General features: G+C 48.2%; 18 protein-coding genes. 9 read left to right on the forward strand and 9 right to left on the reverse strand.

Going from position 1 to position 17,807, the window contains the following annotated elements:
- Positions 1 to 80: 80 nt before the first annotated feature.
- From A0W33_RS06390 to glmM, 4 genes are all read right to left on the reverse strand, one after another.
- Positions 81 to 581 (reverse strand): hypothetical protein, encoded by a 501-nt coding sequence (locus A0W33_RS06390; RefSeq protein WP_068837381.1) that lies wholly within the window; start codon positions 579 to 581, stop codon positions 81 to 83.
- A 16-nt stretch (positions 582 to 597) separates the two neighbouring features.
- Positions 598 to 1,179 carry an LOG family protein gene (locus tag A0W33_RS06395; protein WP_068837382.1) on the reverse strand — a complete coding sequence of 194 codons (582 nt, stop codon included), beginning with the start codon at positions 1,177 to 1,179 and terminating at the stop codon, positions 598 to 600.
- A 181-nt stretch (positions 1,180 to 1,360) separates the two neighbouring features.
- Entirely contained in the window at positions 1,361 to 2,503 is a 1,143-nt protein-coding gene (locus tag A0W33_RS06400; protein WP_068837383.1) for a cysteine desulfurase family protein, read from the reverse strand.
- A gap of 147 nt (positions 2,504 to 2,650) precedes the next feature.
- On the reverse strand, positions 2,651 to 4,042 hold the full coding sequence (gene glmM, locus A0W33_RS06405; protein WP_068837384.1) for a phosphoglucosamine mutase: 1,392 nt from the start codon (positions 4,040 to 4,042) through the stop codon (positions 2,651 to 2,653).
- A 212-nt stretch (positions 4,043 to 4,254) separates the two neighbouring features.
- Here glmM and mazG point away from each other — a divergent pair, with 212 nt between their 5' ends.
- A complete protein-coding gene (mazG, locus tag A0W33_RS06410; protein ID WP_068837385.1) occupies positions 4,255 to 5,064 on the forward strand; it encodes a nucleoside triphosphate pyrophosphohydrolase in 810 nt (269 codons plus the stop codon).
- Here the strand turns inward: mazG and A0W33_RS06415 are convergent, their stop codons facing one another.
- Positions 5,065 to 5,253, reverse strand: a complete 189-nt coding sequence (locus A0W33_RS06415) for a hypothetical protein (RefSeq protein ID WP_068837386.1) — start codon at positions 5,251 to 5,253, stop codon at positions 5,065 to 5,067.
- Between the two features lie 335 nt (positions 5,254 to 5,588).
- On the opposite strand from A0W33_RS06415, the gene A0W33_RS06420 reads away from it, so the two are divergent.
- The 8 genes from A0W33_RS06420 to A0W33_RS06455 all read left to right on the forward strand — a co-directional run bounded on the left by A0W33_RS06420 (position 5,589) and on the right by A0W33_RS06455 (position 12,499).
- Positions 5,589 to 6,455 carry a MotA/TolQ/ExbB proton channel family protein gene (locus A0W33_RS06420; RefSeq protein ID WP_082815146.1) on the forward strand — a complete coding sequence of 289 codons (867 nt, stop codon included), beginning with the start codon at positions 5,589 to 5,591 and terminating at the stop codon, positions 6,453 to 6,455.
- 21 nt (positions 6,456 to 6,476) lie between these two features.
- Positions 6,477 to 7,079 carry an ExbD/TolR family protein gene (locus A0W33_RS06425; RefSeq protein WP_068837387.1) on the forward strand — a complete coding sequence of 201 codons (603 nt, stop codon included), beginning with the start codon at positions 6,477 to 6,479 and terminating at the stop codon, positions 7,077 to 7,079.
- 23 nt (positions 7,080 to 7,102) lie between these two features.
- Complete coding sequence (locus tag A0W33_RS06430; RefSeq protein ID WP_068837388.1) at positions 7,103 to 7,618, forward strand: ExbD/TolR family protein; 516 nt, start codon at positions 7,103 to 7,105, stop codon at positions 7,616 to 7,618.
- Positions 7,619 to 7,621: 3 nt separating this feature from the next.
- On the forward strand, positions 7,622 to 8,449 hold the full coding sequence (locus A0W33_RS06435) for an energy transducer TonB (RefSeq protein WP_068837389.1): 828 nt from the start codon (positions 7,622 to 7,624) through the stop codon (positions 8,447 to 8,449).
- Between the two features lie 206 nt (positions 8,450 to 8,655).
- A complete protein-coding gene (locus A0W33_RS06440; protein ID WP_068837390.1) occupies positions 8,656 to 9,489 on the forward strand; it encodes a TonB family protein in 834 nt (277 codons plus the stop codon).
- Between the two features lie 122 nt (positions 9,490 to 9,611).
- Entirely contained in the window at positions 9,612 to 9,866 is a 255-nt protein-coding gene (locus A0W33_RS06445) for a DUF308 domain-containing protein (RefSeq protein WP_068837391.1), read from the forward strand.
- Entirely contained in the window at positions 9,856 to 10,800 is a 945-nt protein-coding gene (locus tag A0W33_RS06450) for a PstS family phosphate ABC transporter substrate-binding protein (protein ID WP_068837392.1), read from the forward strand. The genes A0W33_RS06445 and A0W33_RS06450 overlap by 11 nt, the downstream gene beginning before the upstream one ends.
- 49 nt (positions 10,801 to 10,849) lie before the next feature.
- On the forward strand, positions 10,850 to 12,499 hold the full coding sequence (locus A0W33_RS06455) for a tetratricopeptide repeat protein (RefSeq protein WP_068837393.1): 1,650 nt from the start codon (positions 10,850 to 10,852) through the stop codon (positions 12,497 to 12,499).
- Positions 12,500 to 12,866: 367 nt separating this feature from the next.
- Here the strand turns inward: A0W33_RS06455 and A0W33_RS06460 are convergent, their stop codons facing one another.
- The 4 genes from A0W33_RS06460 to bamA form a co-directional block, all read right to left on the reverse strand.
- Positions 12,867 to 13,907, reverse strand: a complete 1,041-nt coding sequence (locus A0W33_RS06460) for an RluA family pseudouridine synthase (protein ID WP_068837394.1) — start codon at positions 13,905 to 13,907, stop codon at positions 12,867 to 12,869.
- A gap of 77 nt (positions 13,908 to 13,984) precedes the next feature.
- Positions 13,985 to 14,602 (reverse strand): OmpH family outer membrane protein, encoded by a 618-nt coding sequence (locus tag A0W33_RS06465; RefSeq protein ID WP_068837395.1) that lies wholly within the window; start codon positions 14,600 to 14,602, stop codon positions 13,985 to 13,987.
- 29 nt (positions 14,603 to 14,631) lie between these two features.
- Positions 14,632 to 15,288 (reverse strand): OmpH family outer membrane protein, encoded by a 657-nt coding sequence (locus tag A0W33_RS06470; RefSeq protein WP_068837396.1) that lies wholly within the window; start codon positions 15,286 to 15,288, stop codon positions 14,632 to 14,634.
- A 12-nt stretch (positions 15,289 to 15,300) separates the two neighbouring features.
- A complete protein-coding gene (gene bamA, locus A0W33_RS06475; RefSeq protein ID WP_068837397.1) occupies positions 15,301 to 17,802 on the reverse strand; it encodes an outer membrane protein assembly factor BamA in 2,502 nt (833 codons plus the stop codon).
- Between the last annotated feature and the right edge of the window lie 5 nt (positions 17,803 to 17,807).

Genomic DNA, 17,807 nt, shown 5'->3' on the forward strand with positions numbered 1-17,807 from the left:
ATAAGATCCAAGCCCATAATACAAAGAGCCGCCGGTAACTGTACCGGCGGCTCTTTGTATTATGGGCTGATGGGCATAACCTAATCCCAATCCCAGTCAAAATCATCATCGTCTTCCTCAACCTCATCCGCTCCCAGCATAATGGGTGCCTTCAAGTACAGCCCGAATGCTTTCTGGTTTCCTTCGCCGCTGTACCTTACCCTGTAGTTCAGGCCCAGGAAATAGTTTACCCAGTAGTCGGTCTGCAGGCCAAGCACCGCTGTGTCACCTTTGCGTAACTCAAGGTAAGGCCCGGCAGCCAAACCAGCAATGCCTACACCTGTTTGCCCCTGCACATAAAGTATGGCGTTGCCCTGCTTTCGCTCAAAGCCAACGCTGGTGCTCACCGGGAAGTTGCTTTTCTCGTACCACCAAGCGGCAGCCTCTATGCCCCAGCTTACTTTCGGCTTTTTCTCCCCAAAGTTAAAGTGCAGCATCGGTCCGACAGATAGCACATCCTGCGCACGCACCTCGGTGGCAAACATGAGCAACAGAACCGGCACCACCAGCCACTTTGCTCCTAGTTTCAGGTTAAGTTTCATCTATTTTAGGATTGGGTTAAATGCGTTCAGAATCAACCCAATCCTCTGAAACAGCCGCGGCATAACGGGTCAGTTTCTGCAGCAGCACCCCGGCATCAGCTTCCACTATCAGGTTATCGGCATATTCAGGCTTGATGAAGCCTTCCTGCACACCGTGCGCGATCAGCTCTATAAACTTATCGAAGTAGCCGTTCACGTTGTAAAAGGCTACTGGCTTTTTGATGATGCCCAATTGATTCCAGGTGATGATCTCGTTTATTTCGTCGAGGGTGCCAAAGCCGCCGGGCATCGCGATGAACGCATCTGAATGGCTTGCCATCAGTGCCTTGCGCTCGTGCATGGTTTTCACCACCTGCAGTTCTGTCAGGCCAGTGTGTGCTACCTCGCGGTCTACCAGGCTCTGCGGAATTACGCCTACGGCCTCGCCGCCTGCTCCAAGTATGGCATCGGCAATGGTCCCCATCAGGCCTACTTTGCCTCCCCCGAACACCAGTTTTATACTTTGTGCGGCCATTAGCTGCCCCAGTTTGGCGGCTGCCTGGCTGTACACGTCCTTGTTGCCTGCATTGGCGCCACAGAACACAGCTATACTTTTCATACTTTGTTATTGGCTAAAAATTGATTTCGAACAAAGAAAGGCCCCGGCGCTATGCCGGAGCCTTTGATATGAAGCAGCATGAACCAGCATGCTGCCTTTCAAAGCGTATAGAATTTACCCCCGTCGGGAGTCCTAAAATACAACGTCTTTTGACTTGCTGTATATAGTGTGTTACTATTTTTTACGCCAACTGCTTCTTGTACATTTTCGCAAGCGTAGCGGCGGCGTAATCTATTTCCTCGGCCGTGTTATACTTGCTGAATGAGAAGCGTACTGAGCCGCGGCTAGGGTCACAGCCCAACGCGCGCAGCACATGCGAGCCTGTGTTGGCGCCACTGCTGCAGGCGCTGCCACCAGAGGCTGAAATCTTGCTGATGTCCAGGCTAAAGAGCAGCATCTCGTTGATATCAGAGGCAGGCAGATTCACATTCAGCACCGTGTACAGGCTCTTATCACCAAACTCCGAAAGGCCGTTGAAACTCACATCCTCCATTTGCTCGCGCAGCTGGTGGATCATGCGGTCCTTCAGGTTTTGGATGTGGCGGGTATGATCTTCCATATCGCGGTAGGCAATCTCCAGTGCTTTGGCCAAGCCAATAATGCCATAGACGTTCTCTGTGCCGCCACGCATGTTGCGCTCCTGCGCCCCACCCTGAATCAAGGGCTGAATCTTCGTCCCCGCATCGCAGTACAGGAAGCCTACGCCTTTCGGTCCGTGAAATTTGTGCGCTGAGCCAACTATGAAATTAGCATTTAGCTGCTGCAGGTCATGCTTATAATGGCCCATGGTCTGCACCGTGTCCGAATGGAACACCGCGTTATACTTCCTGCAGATCGCTCCTATCGCCTCCACATCGTTCAGGTTACCGATCTCGTTGTTGGCGTGCATGATCGACACCAGCGTTTGCGGCTGGTTGGCCAATACTTCCTCCAGGTGCTCCAGGTCCAGCACACCTTGTCCATCGTGCCGCAGATACGTTACATGCACCCCCTCCTGCTTCTCCAGCAGCTCCATGGTGTGCAACACGGCGTGGTGTTCCATTTTGCTTGTAACCGCATGCTTGATGTTCAGCGAGCGGCAAGTGCAAACCAAAGCCGCATTATCAGCCTCAGTACCACCCGAGGTAAAGAAAACCTCAGCCGGCGATGTGTTCAGCAGGCCTGCTACCGTTTTTCGCGCCTTCTCAATGGCAGCCCGTACCTCACGCCCATGCGAGTGGATGGAAGACGGATTGCCGAAATGCTCCAGCATGAAAGGAGTCATCGCATCTAACACCTCTTTGTCCAGGGGCGTGGTGGCAGCATTATCTAGGTAAACACGCATATTTTTTGATTTTATTCCTTAATCAGTTCTTACTCAACCATTGAAGTATAAAAAAAAGTTGCGCCAATGGCAGGAACATCTCCTGGCCAATGGCGCAACCTCCATTAGTTACTTTCTTTTTTATAACAACAGCAGCAACACATTTCCCTAGGCGTTCTCAGAGATTATCTCTTTTATATCGGCAATGATCTTGTGGGCCAGGTGCTCAGCAGTGGCATTGCTATCGCTTTCGGCATAAATGCGAATGATAGGCTCAGTGTTGGACTTGCGCAGGTGCACCCACTCCTTGTCAAACTCAATCTTTACACCGTCAATCGTGTTGATCGGCTGCTTGGCATAACGCTCCTTCATCTGGCGCAGCACATCATCCACATCCACTTCTGGGGTTAGCTCAATTTTATTTTTGGAGATGTAGTAGTTAGGGTAGCTGGCACGCAGGCGCGTCATACTCATGTCGGCTTTAGCCAGGTGCGTCAGGAACAGAGCAATACCTACCAATGCATCACGGCCGTAGTGCAGTTCCGGGTAGATAATACCGCCGTTGCCCTCACCACCGATAATAGCGTTCTGCTCCTTCATCATGTTCACCACGTTTACCTCACCTACGGCAGCAGCGGCATAAGTACCGCCGGCTTTCTCGGTTACATCACGCAGGGCGCGGGTAGAGGAAAGGTTGGAAACAGTATTGCCTACCTGGTTCTTCAGCACATAGTCAGCCACAGCCACCAAGGTGTATTCCTCGCCAAACATGCTGCCGTCTTCATTCACCAGCGCCAGGCGGTCTACGTCCGGGTCTACTACAATGCCCAGATCATACTTGCCCTTCTCGATCATCTTCGAGATTTCGCGCAGGTTCTCTGGCAGTGGCTCCGGGTTATGGGCAAAATGCCCGTCCGGCTCGCAGTTCAGTTTCTCGATTTTTGTCACGCCCAGGGCTTCCAACAGCATCGGCACGGCAAAACCGCCGCTTGAGTTCACGGCATCCACCACCACGCTGAAGTTTCTAGCCTTGATGGCGGCCACATCCACCAGCGGCAGATCCAGGATCGCCTTGATATGCTTTTTAAGCGCTGTTTCGCTTTGCTTATACTTGCCAAGGTCGTTTACCTGCGCAAACTCAAAGGCCTCCTGCTCGGCAATGTCCAGCACCAGCTTTCCTTCCTCATCGGAGATAAACTCACCTTTGTGGTTGAGCAGCTTCAGGGCATTCCATTGCTTGGGGTTGTGGCTGGCGGTAAGTATAATGCCGCCGCCGGCTTTCTTGGCAGGCACCTCCATCTCCACGGTAGGCGTGGTAGAAAGGCCCACATCGATCACATCAATGCCCAGACCCTGCAATGTGGCGCACACCAGTTTATTTACCATGTCCCCCGAAAGCCGGGCATCACGGCCTACAATGATTGTCTTTTTATCGGTGTTTTGAAGCACCCAGGTACCGAAAGCAGCGGCAAACTTCACCACATCCACAGGTGTCAGCCCTTCGCCCGCCTGTCCGCCTATCGTACCACGTATTCCTGAAATCGATTTTATTAAAGCCACTTGTCGTATATTATTGCTCTGGCAAAAGTAGTAATTAACTTATACTTTTAGAAGTTAATAATAGGCAAGATTCTCAGCCACTGCCCCTTCGCCCCTATAACAGTGTTTAAACGCCAGCCACACCGGCTTTAAGACAAGTATAAGGGCCACAGAGCTATTCAGGCAGCCTTTGCTATTAAATTCGCATTTCATTATTTCTTACCTTTGCCTTTATGACTACTTCACAACCCGGCAAAAACACGCGAGAAGAACAGTTGCAGGCCTTTAGCCGCCTGCTTGATGTGATGGATGAGTTACGGGAGAAATGCCCCTGGGACCGTAAGCAGACGATTGAGAGCCTGCGCCACCTGACCATTGAGGAAACCTACGAGCTTTCTGACGCTATTATGAAAGGAGAGTTGCAGGAGGTTAAGAAGGAGATTGGCGACATTATGCTGCACCTTGTCTTTTACGCCAAGATAGCCGCTGAAAAAGGAGAATTCGACATTGCTGACGTTTTGAACGCGCAGTGCGAAAAGCTCATTTTCCGGCACCCGCATATTTACGGCGATACAAAGGCAGACTCTGAGGAGGAGGTAAAGCAGAACTGGGAAAAGCTGAAACTAAAGGAAGGCAACAAATCAGTGCTGGGAGGAGTACCACGTACACTGCCTGCCTTGGTGAAAGCCATGCGCATACAGGAGAAAGCCCGCGGCGCCGGGTTCGATTGGGACGACAAGGCGCAGGTGTGGGAAAAAGTGCAGGAGGAGCTGAATGAATTCGAGACTGAGTTTAATGTAGCGGACACCGCTGCCATTGACCAGCAAAAGGCAACGGCCGAGTTTGGAGACCTGCTGTTCTCGCTCATAAACTTTGCCCGCTTTGCCGGCATCAACCCGGAGGAGGCGCTGGAGCGGACAAACCTGAAGTTCATAGACAGGTTCCAGTACCTGGAAACAGAATCAGCAAAAGACGGAAAGCAATTACAGGACATGTCCTTAAAAGAAATGGACTATTACTGGAACAAGGCAAAAAAGCGTTAACTATACATGCATCGCATTTTTTATTTGCTTATTTTTAACCCACTTTTTCTTTTTAAAGAAAGAAATCAGCAAATAAAGGATATCTTGGCACAGGCGTAATGTCCTTTTAAAATGTTTAAAAGCCTTTTGCCCCTTGTTTGGCCTGTACAGGAGTGCCGTAGCGCCCACAGGTAATGCAATCGATTTCATAGTCGCAGATCATAAACCCTAACGACGCGCGGCTACACAGAAACAGACTTCAGTGTTTATACATCAAGCGTGGCAAATAATTGGTTTTTTACGTTATTGTTGCAACTGATATTAGGTATTTTAACAGATTATCCCTTAAATTAGGGTGCTGAAGAGGCAGCGGGCGGCTTTAACCTGAAAATTTTCGTATTGGAAATGTTTGAAAATTTAAGAAAAAGCTGAAATTGCGAATTCATCAAAGAACTAATTCCAAAAGAATTACATTTTACAATTACACAAACCCTTTTATTACAACACATTACAACACAAACAGCTAAACTTTAAACTTTAAAAAAATGGAAAAAAAGACTGCAACAGTGAGCAAGAATGCTAATGTAGAGCAAAAGACTAGCCCTGTTGGCTCTCTATTTGCGAGCATTGTAATTCCAGTTGCCCTGATAGCATCTGTGCTTATCTACATGTTTGTTTTGGGTAACCCTAGCAACTTCCAAGGTGGTGACCCTGCAAACCATCCACTACCAGGCAACTACCTCGGCATTGTATATAAAGGTGGTTGGGTAGTACCAGTATTGTTAGCCCTTAACCTGATGGTACTTATTTTCGCTATTGAGCGTGCGCTTACTATCGGAAAAGCAAAAGGAACTAAGAGTGTTGCTGCTTTCGTACGTAACATCTCTGCAAAACTGAACCAGCGTGACATCAACGGCGCTATCGCTGCCTGCGACGCACAGAAAGGTTCTGTAGCCAACGTGGTAAAAGCCGGTCTGCTGAAGTACAAGGAAATGCAGAACGAGCCTGAGCTGCTGAAAGCTGAGAAAGTAGCCTCTATTCAGAAAGAAATCGAAGAGTCTGTAGCACTGGAGCTGCCAATGCTTGAGAAGAACCTGGTAGTTATCTCAACTATCGCCTCTATCTCTACACTGGTTGGTCTGATCGGTACGGTACTTGGTATGATCAAGGCCTTCGCCGCTCTTGCACAAGGTGGTGCTCCGGATGCGGTTGGTCTGGCAAACGGTATCTCCGAGGCCCTAATCAACACAGCCCTTGGTATTACAGGTTCTGCTATCGCTATCGTTGCTTACAACTACTTTACAAGCAAGATTGACGAACTTACTTACAGCATCGACGAAGCTGGTTTCAGCATCGTGTCAACGTTCTCTTCTCAGCATGAGACGCCAGCTGTAAGACCACAAACTGTATAATTAACCGTTTAACCAGAAAAAATGCCTAAAGTAAAAGTAAAAAGGAAAAAACCTGTCTTGGACATGACGCCAATGGTGGACCTTGCCTTCTTGCTGGTTACTTTCTTTATGCTCACAACAAAGTTTGCTCCTGAGGAGTCGGTGATAGTAGATACGCCATCTTCTGTTTCAGAGATCAAACTTCCAGATACCAACGTAATCACATTATCCATCGGCAAAGAGGATCGTGTGTTTTTCGGAGTGGACGGACAGCAGACAAAGGAAGCATTGCTAACCAAGATGGCAGGTAAGTATGGTGTCAGCTTTACCCCTGAGGAAACGAAAACCTTCTCGCTGCTTACAAACTTTGGCGTACCGATGAACCAGCTCAAGTCTTTCTTAGCTATGGACCCGGAAGCGCGCAAGAGTGTAAAACAGCCCGGTATTCCGATCGATTCGGTTAACAACCAACTGGGTGACTGGGTACACCAGACACGTTTAACAAACCGCGAGGTTGTTATAGCCATCAAAGGCGACGTTGACGTAAACTACAGTACCATCCAGCGTGTGATCGATATTTTGCAGGAAAGGAAGATAAACAGGTTTAACCTGGTTACCGACATGGAAAGCAAGCCGCAGAACTAATTTTTTGAAAGGAGACATACTATATGGCTGAAATACAAGAAAACGACTCCGGCGGGAAAAAGAAAGGTTCCAAGAAAGCCGCGGTACACCTGGACATGACGCCCATGGTTGACCTTGCCTTCCTTCTGTTAACGTTCTTCATGCTTACCACCACTTTCAGTAAGCCACAGACCATGGAAATTAACATGCCTGTGGACCCTGAAAATGAAGAAGAGCAGATTGCACTCAAGGCAAGTAACGCCATGACAATCATTCTTGGGGAGGATGATGAGTTATATTACTACTTCGGCTTAGCCGATGACAAACCAGAAATCGTTGAGTCTGATTATTCAGCAGGCGGAATTCGTAAAGTATTGGTATCACCACAGGTGAAATCAAACGATAAGATGACTGTAATGATCAAACCAATGGAAGCGTCGCGCTACAAAAACGTAGTGGACATTCTGGATGAATTGAAAATTACTGATACCAAGAAGTTTGCCCTGGTCGACATTTCCGATGCAGACAAACAATTGGTCCAAGAACAAATCGGACAATAAATTATGGACGCAAGTAAGTTAGCAAACGCATCGCTTGATGATATCGTCTTCGAAGGACGAAACAGAGCATACGGTGCCTTTCTACTTCGCAAGCTCTACAATAAGCACATTACTGTTGCCGCTATCGTAGCCATACTTCTCTTTGCGCTTTTCCTTAGCATACCGCTAATTGCAGAGATGATAGGAGGCGATGAGGAGGTAGTAGAAGTGGAGCGAATTGTAACAGAAGTAGACCTGGCTCCACCACCACCATTGGATGAGGCCACGCCGCCGCCGCCGCCGCCACCACCACCAGACCTTCCGCCACCGCCGCCACCTGTGCGTGCTACTGTAAAGTACACACCGCCGGTTGTAAAGCGTGACAAAGACGTGGTACAAGAGGAAGAGATTCCGGATGTTGAGGTACTGGAGGAAATTGACGCCGGTGTAAAAACCGTAGAAGGCGACAAAAACGCTCCCCTTGACCTCGGCGACATCGACGGCACAAGCGAAGTGGTAGCAGAAGTAGTTGAAGAAAAACCTTATACTTACGTAGAGCAGATGCCTACCTTCCCTGGTGGCGAAACTGAAATGCTGAAGTACCTGGGCAAAAACATTCGCTACCCAGCTGCCGCACAGCGTGCCGGTGTTGAAGGCCTTGTAGTGTTATCGTTTGTGGTAAGCAAAACAGGCGAGATCTCCGAGATTCAAGTTATCAAAAACCTTGGTGCCGGTACTGACGAAGAAGCGATGCGCGTTGTGAAAACAATGCCAAAGTGGACTCCAGGAAAGCAGAACGGTAGAGCAGTTCCTGTGCGTTACACACTTCCTGTGCGATTCACAATCAAATAATACCCGCAGCCAAAAGCTGCAGCAGAAGCCCAACCCTAAAAGGTTGGGCTTCTTTTTTTTGCATGCCCCAAAATAATTAGTGCGCATGCATACTATGTATTGAGAAATTCGTATATTAAGAGAAGCAAATCAATAAGCACCACCCTTAAAAGCCATACACGCGAGATGAATTTTAAATGATGTTTTAACCAACAAACCACAAGCCCATGGAAAAGAGCTATTTTTTAAGCATGACCTTCAACAACATTGTGTTCAAAGGTCGGAACCAGGCGTACGGCGCCTACTTACTACGCAAGGCATACAACAACCACATTATGTTGGCTGCCCTACTTGCCACAGCACTCTTCTCCGGCGCACTGGTCATACCGTTGGTGCAAAACATTTTTTTTGAGGAACCCGTGAAGTATAAACAGCCAACCGCTGTTGTAATAACGCCTATCGATATTGTGCTTCCACCACCGCCGGTAGAACCAAAACCGGCAGAGGCAGCTGTAGTCCCCCCTGCTCCGAAAGAGAAAGTGGCGACAGAAAAGTATGTTACCACAAAAGTGGTGAGCGACGAAACAGATACGCCAGAAGAACTGCCGGACCAGGCGGCGCTGAAGGAGGCGAACATCGGGACGGAGAAAATAGAAGGTGTAGCGCCGACAGTACCTTCCATAGAGCTAACAGAGGCCCCACCTATTGGAATAGAGGGCGGAACAGGCGAGGTGAAAGAAACAAATGAGCCGTTTTTAACTGCCGACCAAATGCCCGAGTTCAACGGAGGGGAAAAGGCGCTATTCAACTTCCTGAGCAAAAAGATGCGTTATCCTGCTGCAGCCCAAAGTGCCGGTGTAGAGGGTACCGTAGTTGTTACTTTTGTGGTGGGCACTACCGGGGAGATAACAGATATACAGGTGCTGAAAGGCTTGGGCTATGGTACAGAGGAAGAGGCAAAACGCGTCATCAGCAGTATGCCAAAGTGGAAACCCGGAAAGCAAAGCGGAAGAGCAGTACCCGTTCGTTACACGTTACCTATTCGGTTTAACCTACAGTAAGTTATTAATTTAGCGATGAAGGCAGGAGCAGCAAAGTATCTTTGTTTGCTTCTGCTTTCTTTTTATAGGGTTTAGGGCTATTTTTAAGGGTTAAACGTAGAACAGGTTAAAAGGCAAGCAATATGCTCAGACCAAAAAAAGAACAAAAACCAATTTCTGCTATGTATGCCAAGTTCGCGCGCATATTCGCGATCGTGATGACGTTACTATATGTAGGCTTGGGCATATTCATTATTTTTGCCGCAGAGAGCCTGCAGCTAGAAATTCCGGTGACAGTGCGATACATGTTGGGAGGAATTCTGATTCTTTACGGAATCGTACGCTTTGTAAGGGCATTTAAAAGAGACCAGACCAATAACAGAAGATATGAAGAGTAAACTACTACCCTTAGCCGCGCTGGCAGTAATGCTTTCTTTAGTTAGCTGCGGTGGCAACACTGGTGGTCCTACGGACACGCCTACCTCAGGCAACATCAACATCAGTGTCGATGAATCATTCAGACCAATCATCGAGTCTGAGGTGAATACGTTTGAGGGCATCTACACCAATGCCAATATTGACGCAGCCTACAAATCAGAAGGCGAAGTGGTAAAAGACCTCCTGAACGACAGCACCAAAATCGCTATTCTCTCCAGAGAACTCACTCCAGAGGAAATAGCCGTGTTTGAAAAGAACAAGCGCTTCCCTCGTACCACCAAAATAGCCATTGATGCGGTAGCACTCATCACGAACAGGCAGAACCCCGACTCCCTGCTGACTATGGAGGAGCTAAAACGCATTTTCAACGGGGAGGCGAAGACCTGGAGCGCGATAGATGAGAGTTCTAACCTTGGTGACATCACCATTGTTTTCGATAACAACAACTCAGGCACCGCCCGCTATGTGCGCGACTCACTGATTACGGGCAACAAATTGCCTGAAAACACGTTTGCATCAAACTCGCATGAAGCGCTGATTGACTATGTGGCAGAAAATAAAAATGCACTTGGCGTAATCGGTGTTAACTGGATATCAGACTTTGATGATTCTACAGCCATCGGTTTTTTGAACAGAATCAAAGTTTTGGGAATAAGCGAAGACCCTAACCCGGTAACCACAGGAAGCTATTTCCAGCCATACCAGGGATACATTGCACAGAAGTCTTACCCGCTGCGCCGCTACCTGTATATAGTGAGCACAGAGGCCAGATCCGGGCTTGGCACAGGATTTGCATCCTATGTAGCAGGGGACAAAGGCCAGCGCCTTATCCTGAAGTCGGGATTGGTACCTGCCACAATGCCAGTACGGGTAATAGGACTAGGAAACCAGTAACCCGTGCAAGTAAAATGAGATAATCAGAAACAACTAAACTTAAATAAACATGACAACTAACTGGAAGTACATTGCTTTGATGGCGGCTGCTTTCCCTGCTACTGGTGCTTTTGCACAAACAGGTAACGCAGGAAGACAAGCAGTAGACCTGGAGCGTTATGAAGAAGCAAAATCTATCTACAAATCACAGCTAGGAAATAAGAACGCTGCAGACAATGCATACTTTGCTTTGGGTGATATTTACCTGCGCACTGAGAAGCTTGACTCTGCTGCTTATTACTTCAACCAGGGTATTTCTAATAACAAGAGATCATACATTAACCACGTAGGTTTAGGAAAGATTGCCTTGATTCAAGGCGATCAGGCTAAAGCTGAGCAGCAGTTTAACGAAGCGCTGAGCGGCAGAGGCAAGAAAGACCCTTATGTACTTGCCATGGTTGGTGAGGCATACGTAAACGCTCCAAATGCTACAGAGACACAGATCAATAAAGGCATTGACTACCTAAAGCAGTCGCTGGAGCGTGACAACAAGAGTGCTTTAACTAACGTGCTTTTGGGTGATGCGTACCTGAAGCTGAAAAAAGGTGGTGAGGCCATGAGCAGCTACGACAGAGCTATTCAATTAGACGACAAGTATGCATCTGCTTACCTGAAGCGAGGCCAGCTGTTTACCAGCTCACGCAACTATCCTGAGGCAGAGGCTGCTTATACTAAGGCAATCGAGATTGACCCTAACTTTGCTCCTGCTTACCGCGATTTGGGCGAGCTTTACTACTTCGCAGGCCAGTATGACAAGGCACTTTCTACTTTCCAGAAGTATGTAGATCTGGCAGAAGACACGCCAGAGACTCAGGCTAAATATGCGTCGTTCCTGTTCTTGACAAAGAACTACGACAAAACCCTTCAGGTTGCTGAGCAGGTACTGCAGAAGGATCCGTCTAACAAGACAATGAACCGTTTGAGAGCCTATTCATTCCTGGAGTTGAAGCAGCCTGAGAAAGCGCTGGAGGCCATCAACCAGTACATGAAAAATACGGATCCAAGCAAACTGATCGCACAGGATTATGCCTACTATGGCCGTATCCTTGGTCAGAACAATCAGCCTGTTAAAGCCATCGAAAATATGGAGAAGGCGCTGCAGATGAACCCTGCTGACATCGAAATGTATGCTGACCTGGCGAACCTGTATGCTAACAACAACCAGTACGATAAAGCTATTCAGGTATATGAGCGCAAGCGCGACGCCATTGAGCCGAGCAACGCGGATTACTACTACATGGGTAACATTTACATGATGGCCGGTGAAGAGAATGCCACAGCCAAAAACACGGCGAAGGCAAATGAGTTCTTCAAGAAGGCTGATGAAACCTATAAGAAGGTAATTGATGCCAACCCGGATTATGCTTATGCTTACCTGTGGAGAGCCCGTGCTAATGCCAGCCAGGATCCTGAAACAGACAAAGGCCTTGCCAAGCCGTACTACGAGGAGTTTATCAAGCATGCATCAGCAGAGCCAGATAAGTATAAGAGAGACCTTATTGAGGCAAACTCATATTTAGGTTACTACTATTACCTGAAGGGCGAAAGAGACAACGCTATCAAGTATTGGACACAGGTGAAAACACTTGATCCAGCCAATGAGCAGGCAACTACCGCTCTTAACGAGATTGCCAAGACTCCTAGAGCCAAGAAGAAGTAATAATTTCTTTCTTTTTATATAAAACAGAAGAGCCTGTCCTTAACCGGACAGGCTCTTCTGTTTTATAGCTATTTTAGAATTGGTCCATATGATCTTTTATAAGGAAGTATAAAAACGGTAGCCGTACATCTAAAAATAACTATACCCTTTAATTCTTGGCAACGTTCTCTCTTCTCAGCAAATCATCCCGCCACTTATACTTATACTTGTAGAGACAGTATTAACCTTACGTGCACCCTGTAAATGCCATGCTGTGAGAGGCTTGGAAGAAGAAGAGTGCTCTTACACCGGAGGAACGAAGCTTTTGCAGCAATCCCACTGGATCCTTCCAGGATGGCAAAATAGGTAAAGCTATTTATCGGAGTACTTACAAGTATAACTGCTCCTCATAGAGCGACCACTTTTCCAGCACGGCGCTAAAATCCTGTGGCAGCTCTGACTCAAATTGCACAAACTCCTTGGTAGACGGATGCACAAATCCCAGTGATCTGGCATGTAAGGCCTGCCTTGGCATCACCTTAAAGGCATTGTCCACAAAAGCTTTGTAGGTTCCGTTTGGAGCCCCGGACATTATCTTATCGCCGCCATACATGGCATCAGAAAAGAGTGGGTGGCCCAGATACTTCATGTGCGCCCTTATCTGGTGTGTTCGGCCGGTTTCGAGGTTGCACTGCACCAGAGACACATGCTTAAAGCTGCGTAGCACCTTGTAATGCGTTACCGCGTGCTTGCCGTACTCCCCGTCAGGGTATACAGCCATCACACGACGGTCCTTCGGGCTCCTGCCTACGTGGCCGGTAATGGTACCTTGCAGCTCTTTCGGCACTCCCCATACTAAAGCTAAGTAGGTGCGCTCAATTGAGTGGTTAAAGAACTGCTTTGCCAGGTGCGCCATACTGTAGTCGGTTTTGGCAATAACGAGCAGCCCTGATGTGTCTTTATCAATGCGGTGCACCAATCCTGGCCTCCCCTCGCCGTTCTGGTGAGTAGGCAGGTTCTTAAAGTAAAAGGTTAGGGCGTTAACTAATGTGCCGGTCCAGTTGTTATAAGCCGGGTGCACCACCATGCCAGCTTCCTTGTTCACTATTAGCAACTCCTCGTCCTCATAAGGAATGTTCAGCGGAATGTCCTCGGGCACAACATCGGTATCACGCGGGGCTTCTGCCAGCACAATGGTGATTACATCCTGCGGCTTAACCTTATAGCTAACCTTTACCGGCTTGTGGTTCACCTGCACCGATTCGGACTTGATGGCTCCCTGCAACTTGTTGCGCGTCACGTTCGGCAGGCGGTCCATCAGGAACTTGTCTATCCGCAGCAAGGCCTGGTTTCGATCTACTACAATCCGATGGTGCTCGTACAGTTCGTCTGAGTCTTCGCTGTTATCTGTTTCTGTGTAATCTATCACGGTAGTACTATAGGTGCAAAAAAAGAAAGCCGAAGTATACACATCGGCTTTCCCTGATTTTAATGATTTAGCGCAGGCTAGTTCTTCTTCTTCGTTGATTTAGCAGCAGGCTTAGTTGCGGCAGGCTTAGCAGCAGCTGGTGTAGAGGCAGCCGGAGCAGGCGTTTGCTGCACCTGTGCTGGGTCTACGCCAAGCTTCTTCAATACAAGTGGAGAGATATCGCCACCTTCAGGGCCAGCTAGAAGCGCCTGGTTGCTGATAACGTAAGTATAGCCGTTCTCTTTTGCTACGTCTTTGATCGCCTTATCAATTCTGGTGATGATCGGGTCAACAAGAGACTTCTCTTTTTGCTGCAGCGACATCTGGGCGTTACGCTGGAACTCCTGGATAGAGTTGTTCAGCGTCATAAGCTCCTTCTCTTTATCCTCACGGATGGTTTTGTCCATGGTAGCGGCACTCTTCTCATAGGCCTGCAGCTTTGCTTCGTAATCGGCATACTTGCCTTTCAGCTGGTTCTCAAGCTGCGTGCTGTGCGTTTTCAGCTCAGATTCGATTTGCTTGCTCTCGGGCATCTGCAGCAGGATGTACTCTACGTTCGTATAACCAAACTTAAGCGGCTGGTCGTTATCCTGAGCGAAAGACGCAAAACTAATCAGTAAAAACGCTACTACTAGTGATTTGATTTTGTTCATCATTGGTTGGTTGATTAAAAAAGTATTAGATGTTAGTTATTAGACTTCTTTTTGGTTGTTTTGGCTGGTGGCGGTGTTTGCTGCTGCTCTACCTGCTCTTCCCCTACTTCAGGTAATCTGTTCGGGTCATCAACAATGGCATCTGCGGGTTGTTTACCCGGCGTGTTCTTCTGTTCTGATGCCAAACCTAGCTCTTCCAGCACATACTCGGTATAATCATGCACCGGATTTGTGTAAATCATAACCAGATCGCCCGATTTATCGAACATCATTTGTACGCCCCTGGCCTTCGAAACCTTTTCAACTGCCTCAAACACCTCGTCCTGTATCGGCCGCATCAGCTCCTGCCTACGTCTGAACATCATGCCCTCGTAGCCAAAAACTTTCTGCTGATAATCCCGCAGTTCGTTTTCCTTTTGACTGATCTCAGCCTGGCGCTTTTTCTTCAGGGCATCGGTCAGCAACACCTCCTCAGCTTTGTAATCTTGTTTCAACTTATCAGCCTGCTGCTGTAGTTGCTCTATCTCACTTTGCCAGGCACCGGCATACTTGTCCATCTCCTGCTGCACCTTGTTAAAGGTTGGCATCTTGCTCAATATGAAGTTTGAGTCAATATAACCAATCTTCTGAGCTTGCGAAACAGTAGCTACTAAAAAGCCTGCTATAAAGATGAACAAAAACTTCCTCATACTAATTCAAATTTAGCGTATCTGCTGCCCGATGATGAAGTGGAACATGCCCCTATCGGCGTTTCTTCCGGTAGATCCAGGCAGCGTATCCAATCTCCAGCCATAGTCAAACCCGAGCAAGCCAAAAGCCGACATGAAGATTCTGGCACCGACACCCACCGAACGGTATAACTTGAATGGGTTATAGTCTTTATAGTTGCCAAAGTTGTTACCAGCCTCTAAAAATGCCAGACCATAGATGGTAGCAGCCGGGTTAGGCGAAATTAACTGACGGGCTTCCACTACAAACTTGTTGTAAGCAATTCCACCCGCATTCAGCAAGGTTCCATTGTTTGTGTTAATTACCGACTCGTCATCATAACCTCTTAGGCCGATGTACTCGGTACCAACAAACACGTTTCCGCCACCAAGACCTGCACCACCCAGTTTAAATCTCTCAAATGGTCCGATCTCACTGTCTTTGCTATAAGTGCCCAGGAAACCAAAGTGCGCTCTTGTATTGATAACCAAATTCCCTGCCACATTTATGAAGTAAGAGGCATCGAACATAAATTTGTTGAATTCGATGTACTCAAAGTCATCGCCACGATCAGAAAGCAGCGAGTACGGCGGTGTCAGGTTAACACTAAGTGTGAAAGAAGAACCGCGTCTCGGGAAGGTTGGGTTATCTATACTTGATCGTCCCAGGGTGTTCACCACAGAAATACTGTTTGATATACCGTTACTGAAGCCAGAGAACAGCGCGTAATTCTCCAATCTGTAGCGGCTGTAGGACAGCGAGTGGTTCATGTAGAAGTAGTTGTCCGGCCAGTTCAGGCGGCGGCCCAGGCTAATGGCACCACCGTTTACATTCAGCAGGCTCTCCGCTCCATCCTGCGATTGCTGCTGGAGCTGCCCTCTTCTATAAATGGTCTTGAACAAGCTGACAGTAAGCGAGTTTGCCTTACGGCCTCCCAGCCAAGGCTCCGTGAACGAGAAGGAGTAAGACTGGTAGTATTTACCGTTTGCCTGTATATTCAGGTTCAGGCGCTGTCCGTCGCCGGTAGGAATTGGTTTCCACTCCGACAAGTTTAACATTTTCCGGGTCGAGAAGTTGTTCAGCGTTAAGCCCACAGTACCTACGGCACCGATCGGGCCACCCCAACCACCCGAAAGGCTGATCTGGTCATTAGGGCGCTCCACTACGCTATAAGCAATGTCTACCGTTCCATCCGCCGGATTAGGGATTGGGTTCAGGCCAATTGTCTCAGGGTCGAAGTAACCCAAGGCTGCCAATTCGTTTCTTGTTCTGATTAAGTCGTCGCGGCTATACTTCTGGCCAGGCAGCGTACGGATTTCACGCAGAATCACGTGGTCGCTTGTTTTATCATTACCAGAAATCAATATCTGGTTAATTGTCGCCTGCGTTCCTTCAAACACACGCATCTCAATGTCGATGGAGTCTCCCTCCACACGCACCTCTACCGGCTCAATATTAGAGAAAAGGTAGCCATCGTTCTGGTACAAAGCGGAAACGTCTACGCCGGCAGGGTTGTAGGTGAGGCGCTTGGCCAATTCCTCCTGATCGTATACATCGCCTTTCTCAATGCCCAGCACGCGTGCCAGGTACTCATCATCGTATAGGTAATTTCCTGTCCAGGTGATATTGCGGTAGTAATACTGCTGACCTTCATCCACCGTCAGGATAATGCCCAGCCGGTCTTCGCTGATCTTGTAGACCGAATCAGATACGATTGTTGCATCACGATAGCCTTGGGTGTTGTAGAAGGTAATTAAAGCTTCTTTGTCTTCTTCGAACTTGGTGCGGTTATACTTAGATGAAGTGAATATCTTGTAGAACTTCTTCTCCTTGGTGTTCTTGAGCTGGCGCTTCAGCTTTTTATCCGTAAAAGCCTCGTTTCCTACTATCTCTATTTCGCCAACCTTTACTTTATCTCCCTTGTCCACGTTGATGTTCAGAACAACACTGTTCGGAAGTACTGAGTCAGGACGCTGTGTAATGTTCACCTTGGCATTCAGGAAGCTTTTCTCTATGTAATACTCCCGCACCGCGTTTCTGGTGCTGCTAAGTATGGCATCAGTCACCAGGCGGCCTTTTTGCAATGGCACTTTTTCCCGTAAAGCATCCGCCTGTGACTTGTTTATACCTGAAAAGCGGAAGTTTGACAAGCGTGGGCTCTCAGTGAGGTTGAACGTCAGGAATATCACGTCTCCCTCGGTTCGGGCCGACACGTCCACATCACCCAGGATGCCTTGGTCCCACAGGTTCTGTATGGCCCGGCTGATATCCTCGCCAGGCACGGTTATCATGTCCCCTTCCTTCAGGCCCGTAAGCGAGGTAAGCGCTATTGGCTCCAGAAACTTGGAACCACTGATCGCAATACCACCAATCCGGTACTGCTTCGGCTGCGAGTAATCGATCAGGGAGGATGACTGGGTAGGTCTGTTTACTACTTGAGAAGAGGCTGTGCCTGCAAAAAGCAGAAACACAAGCACCCAAAGGCATCTTGTCATTAGTG

The organism is Pontibacter akesuensis (genome assembly GCF_001611675.1).
GTDB classification, from domain to species: Bacteria; Bacteroidota; Bacteroidia; order Cytophagales; family Hymenobacteraceae; genus Pontibacter; species Pontibacter akesuensis.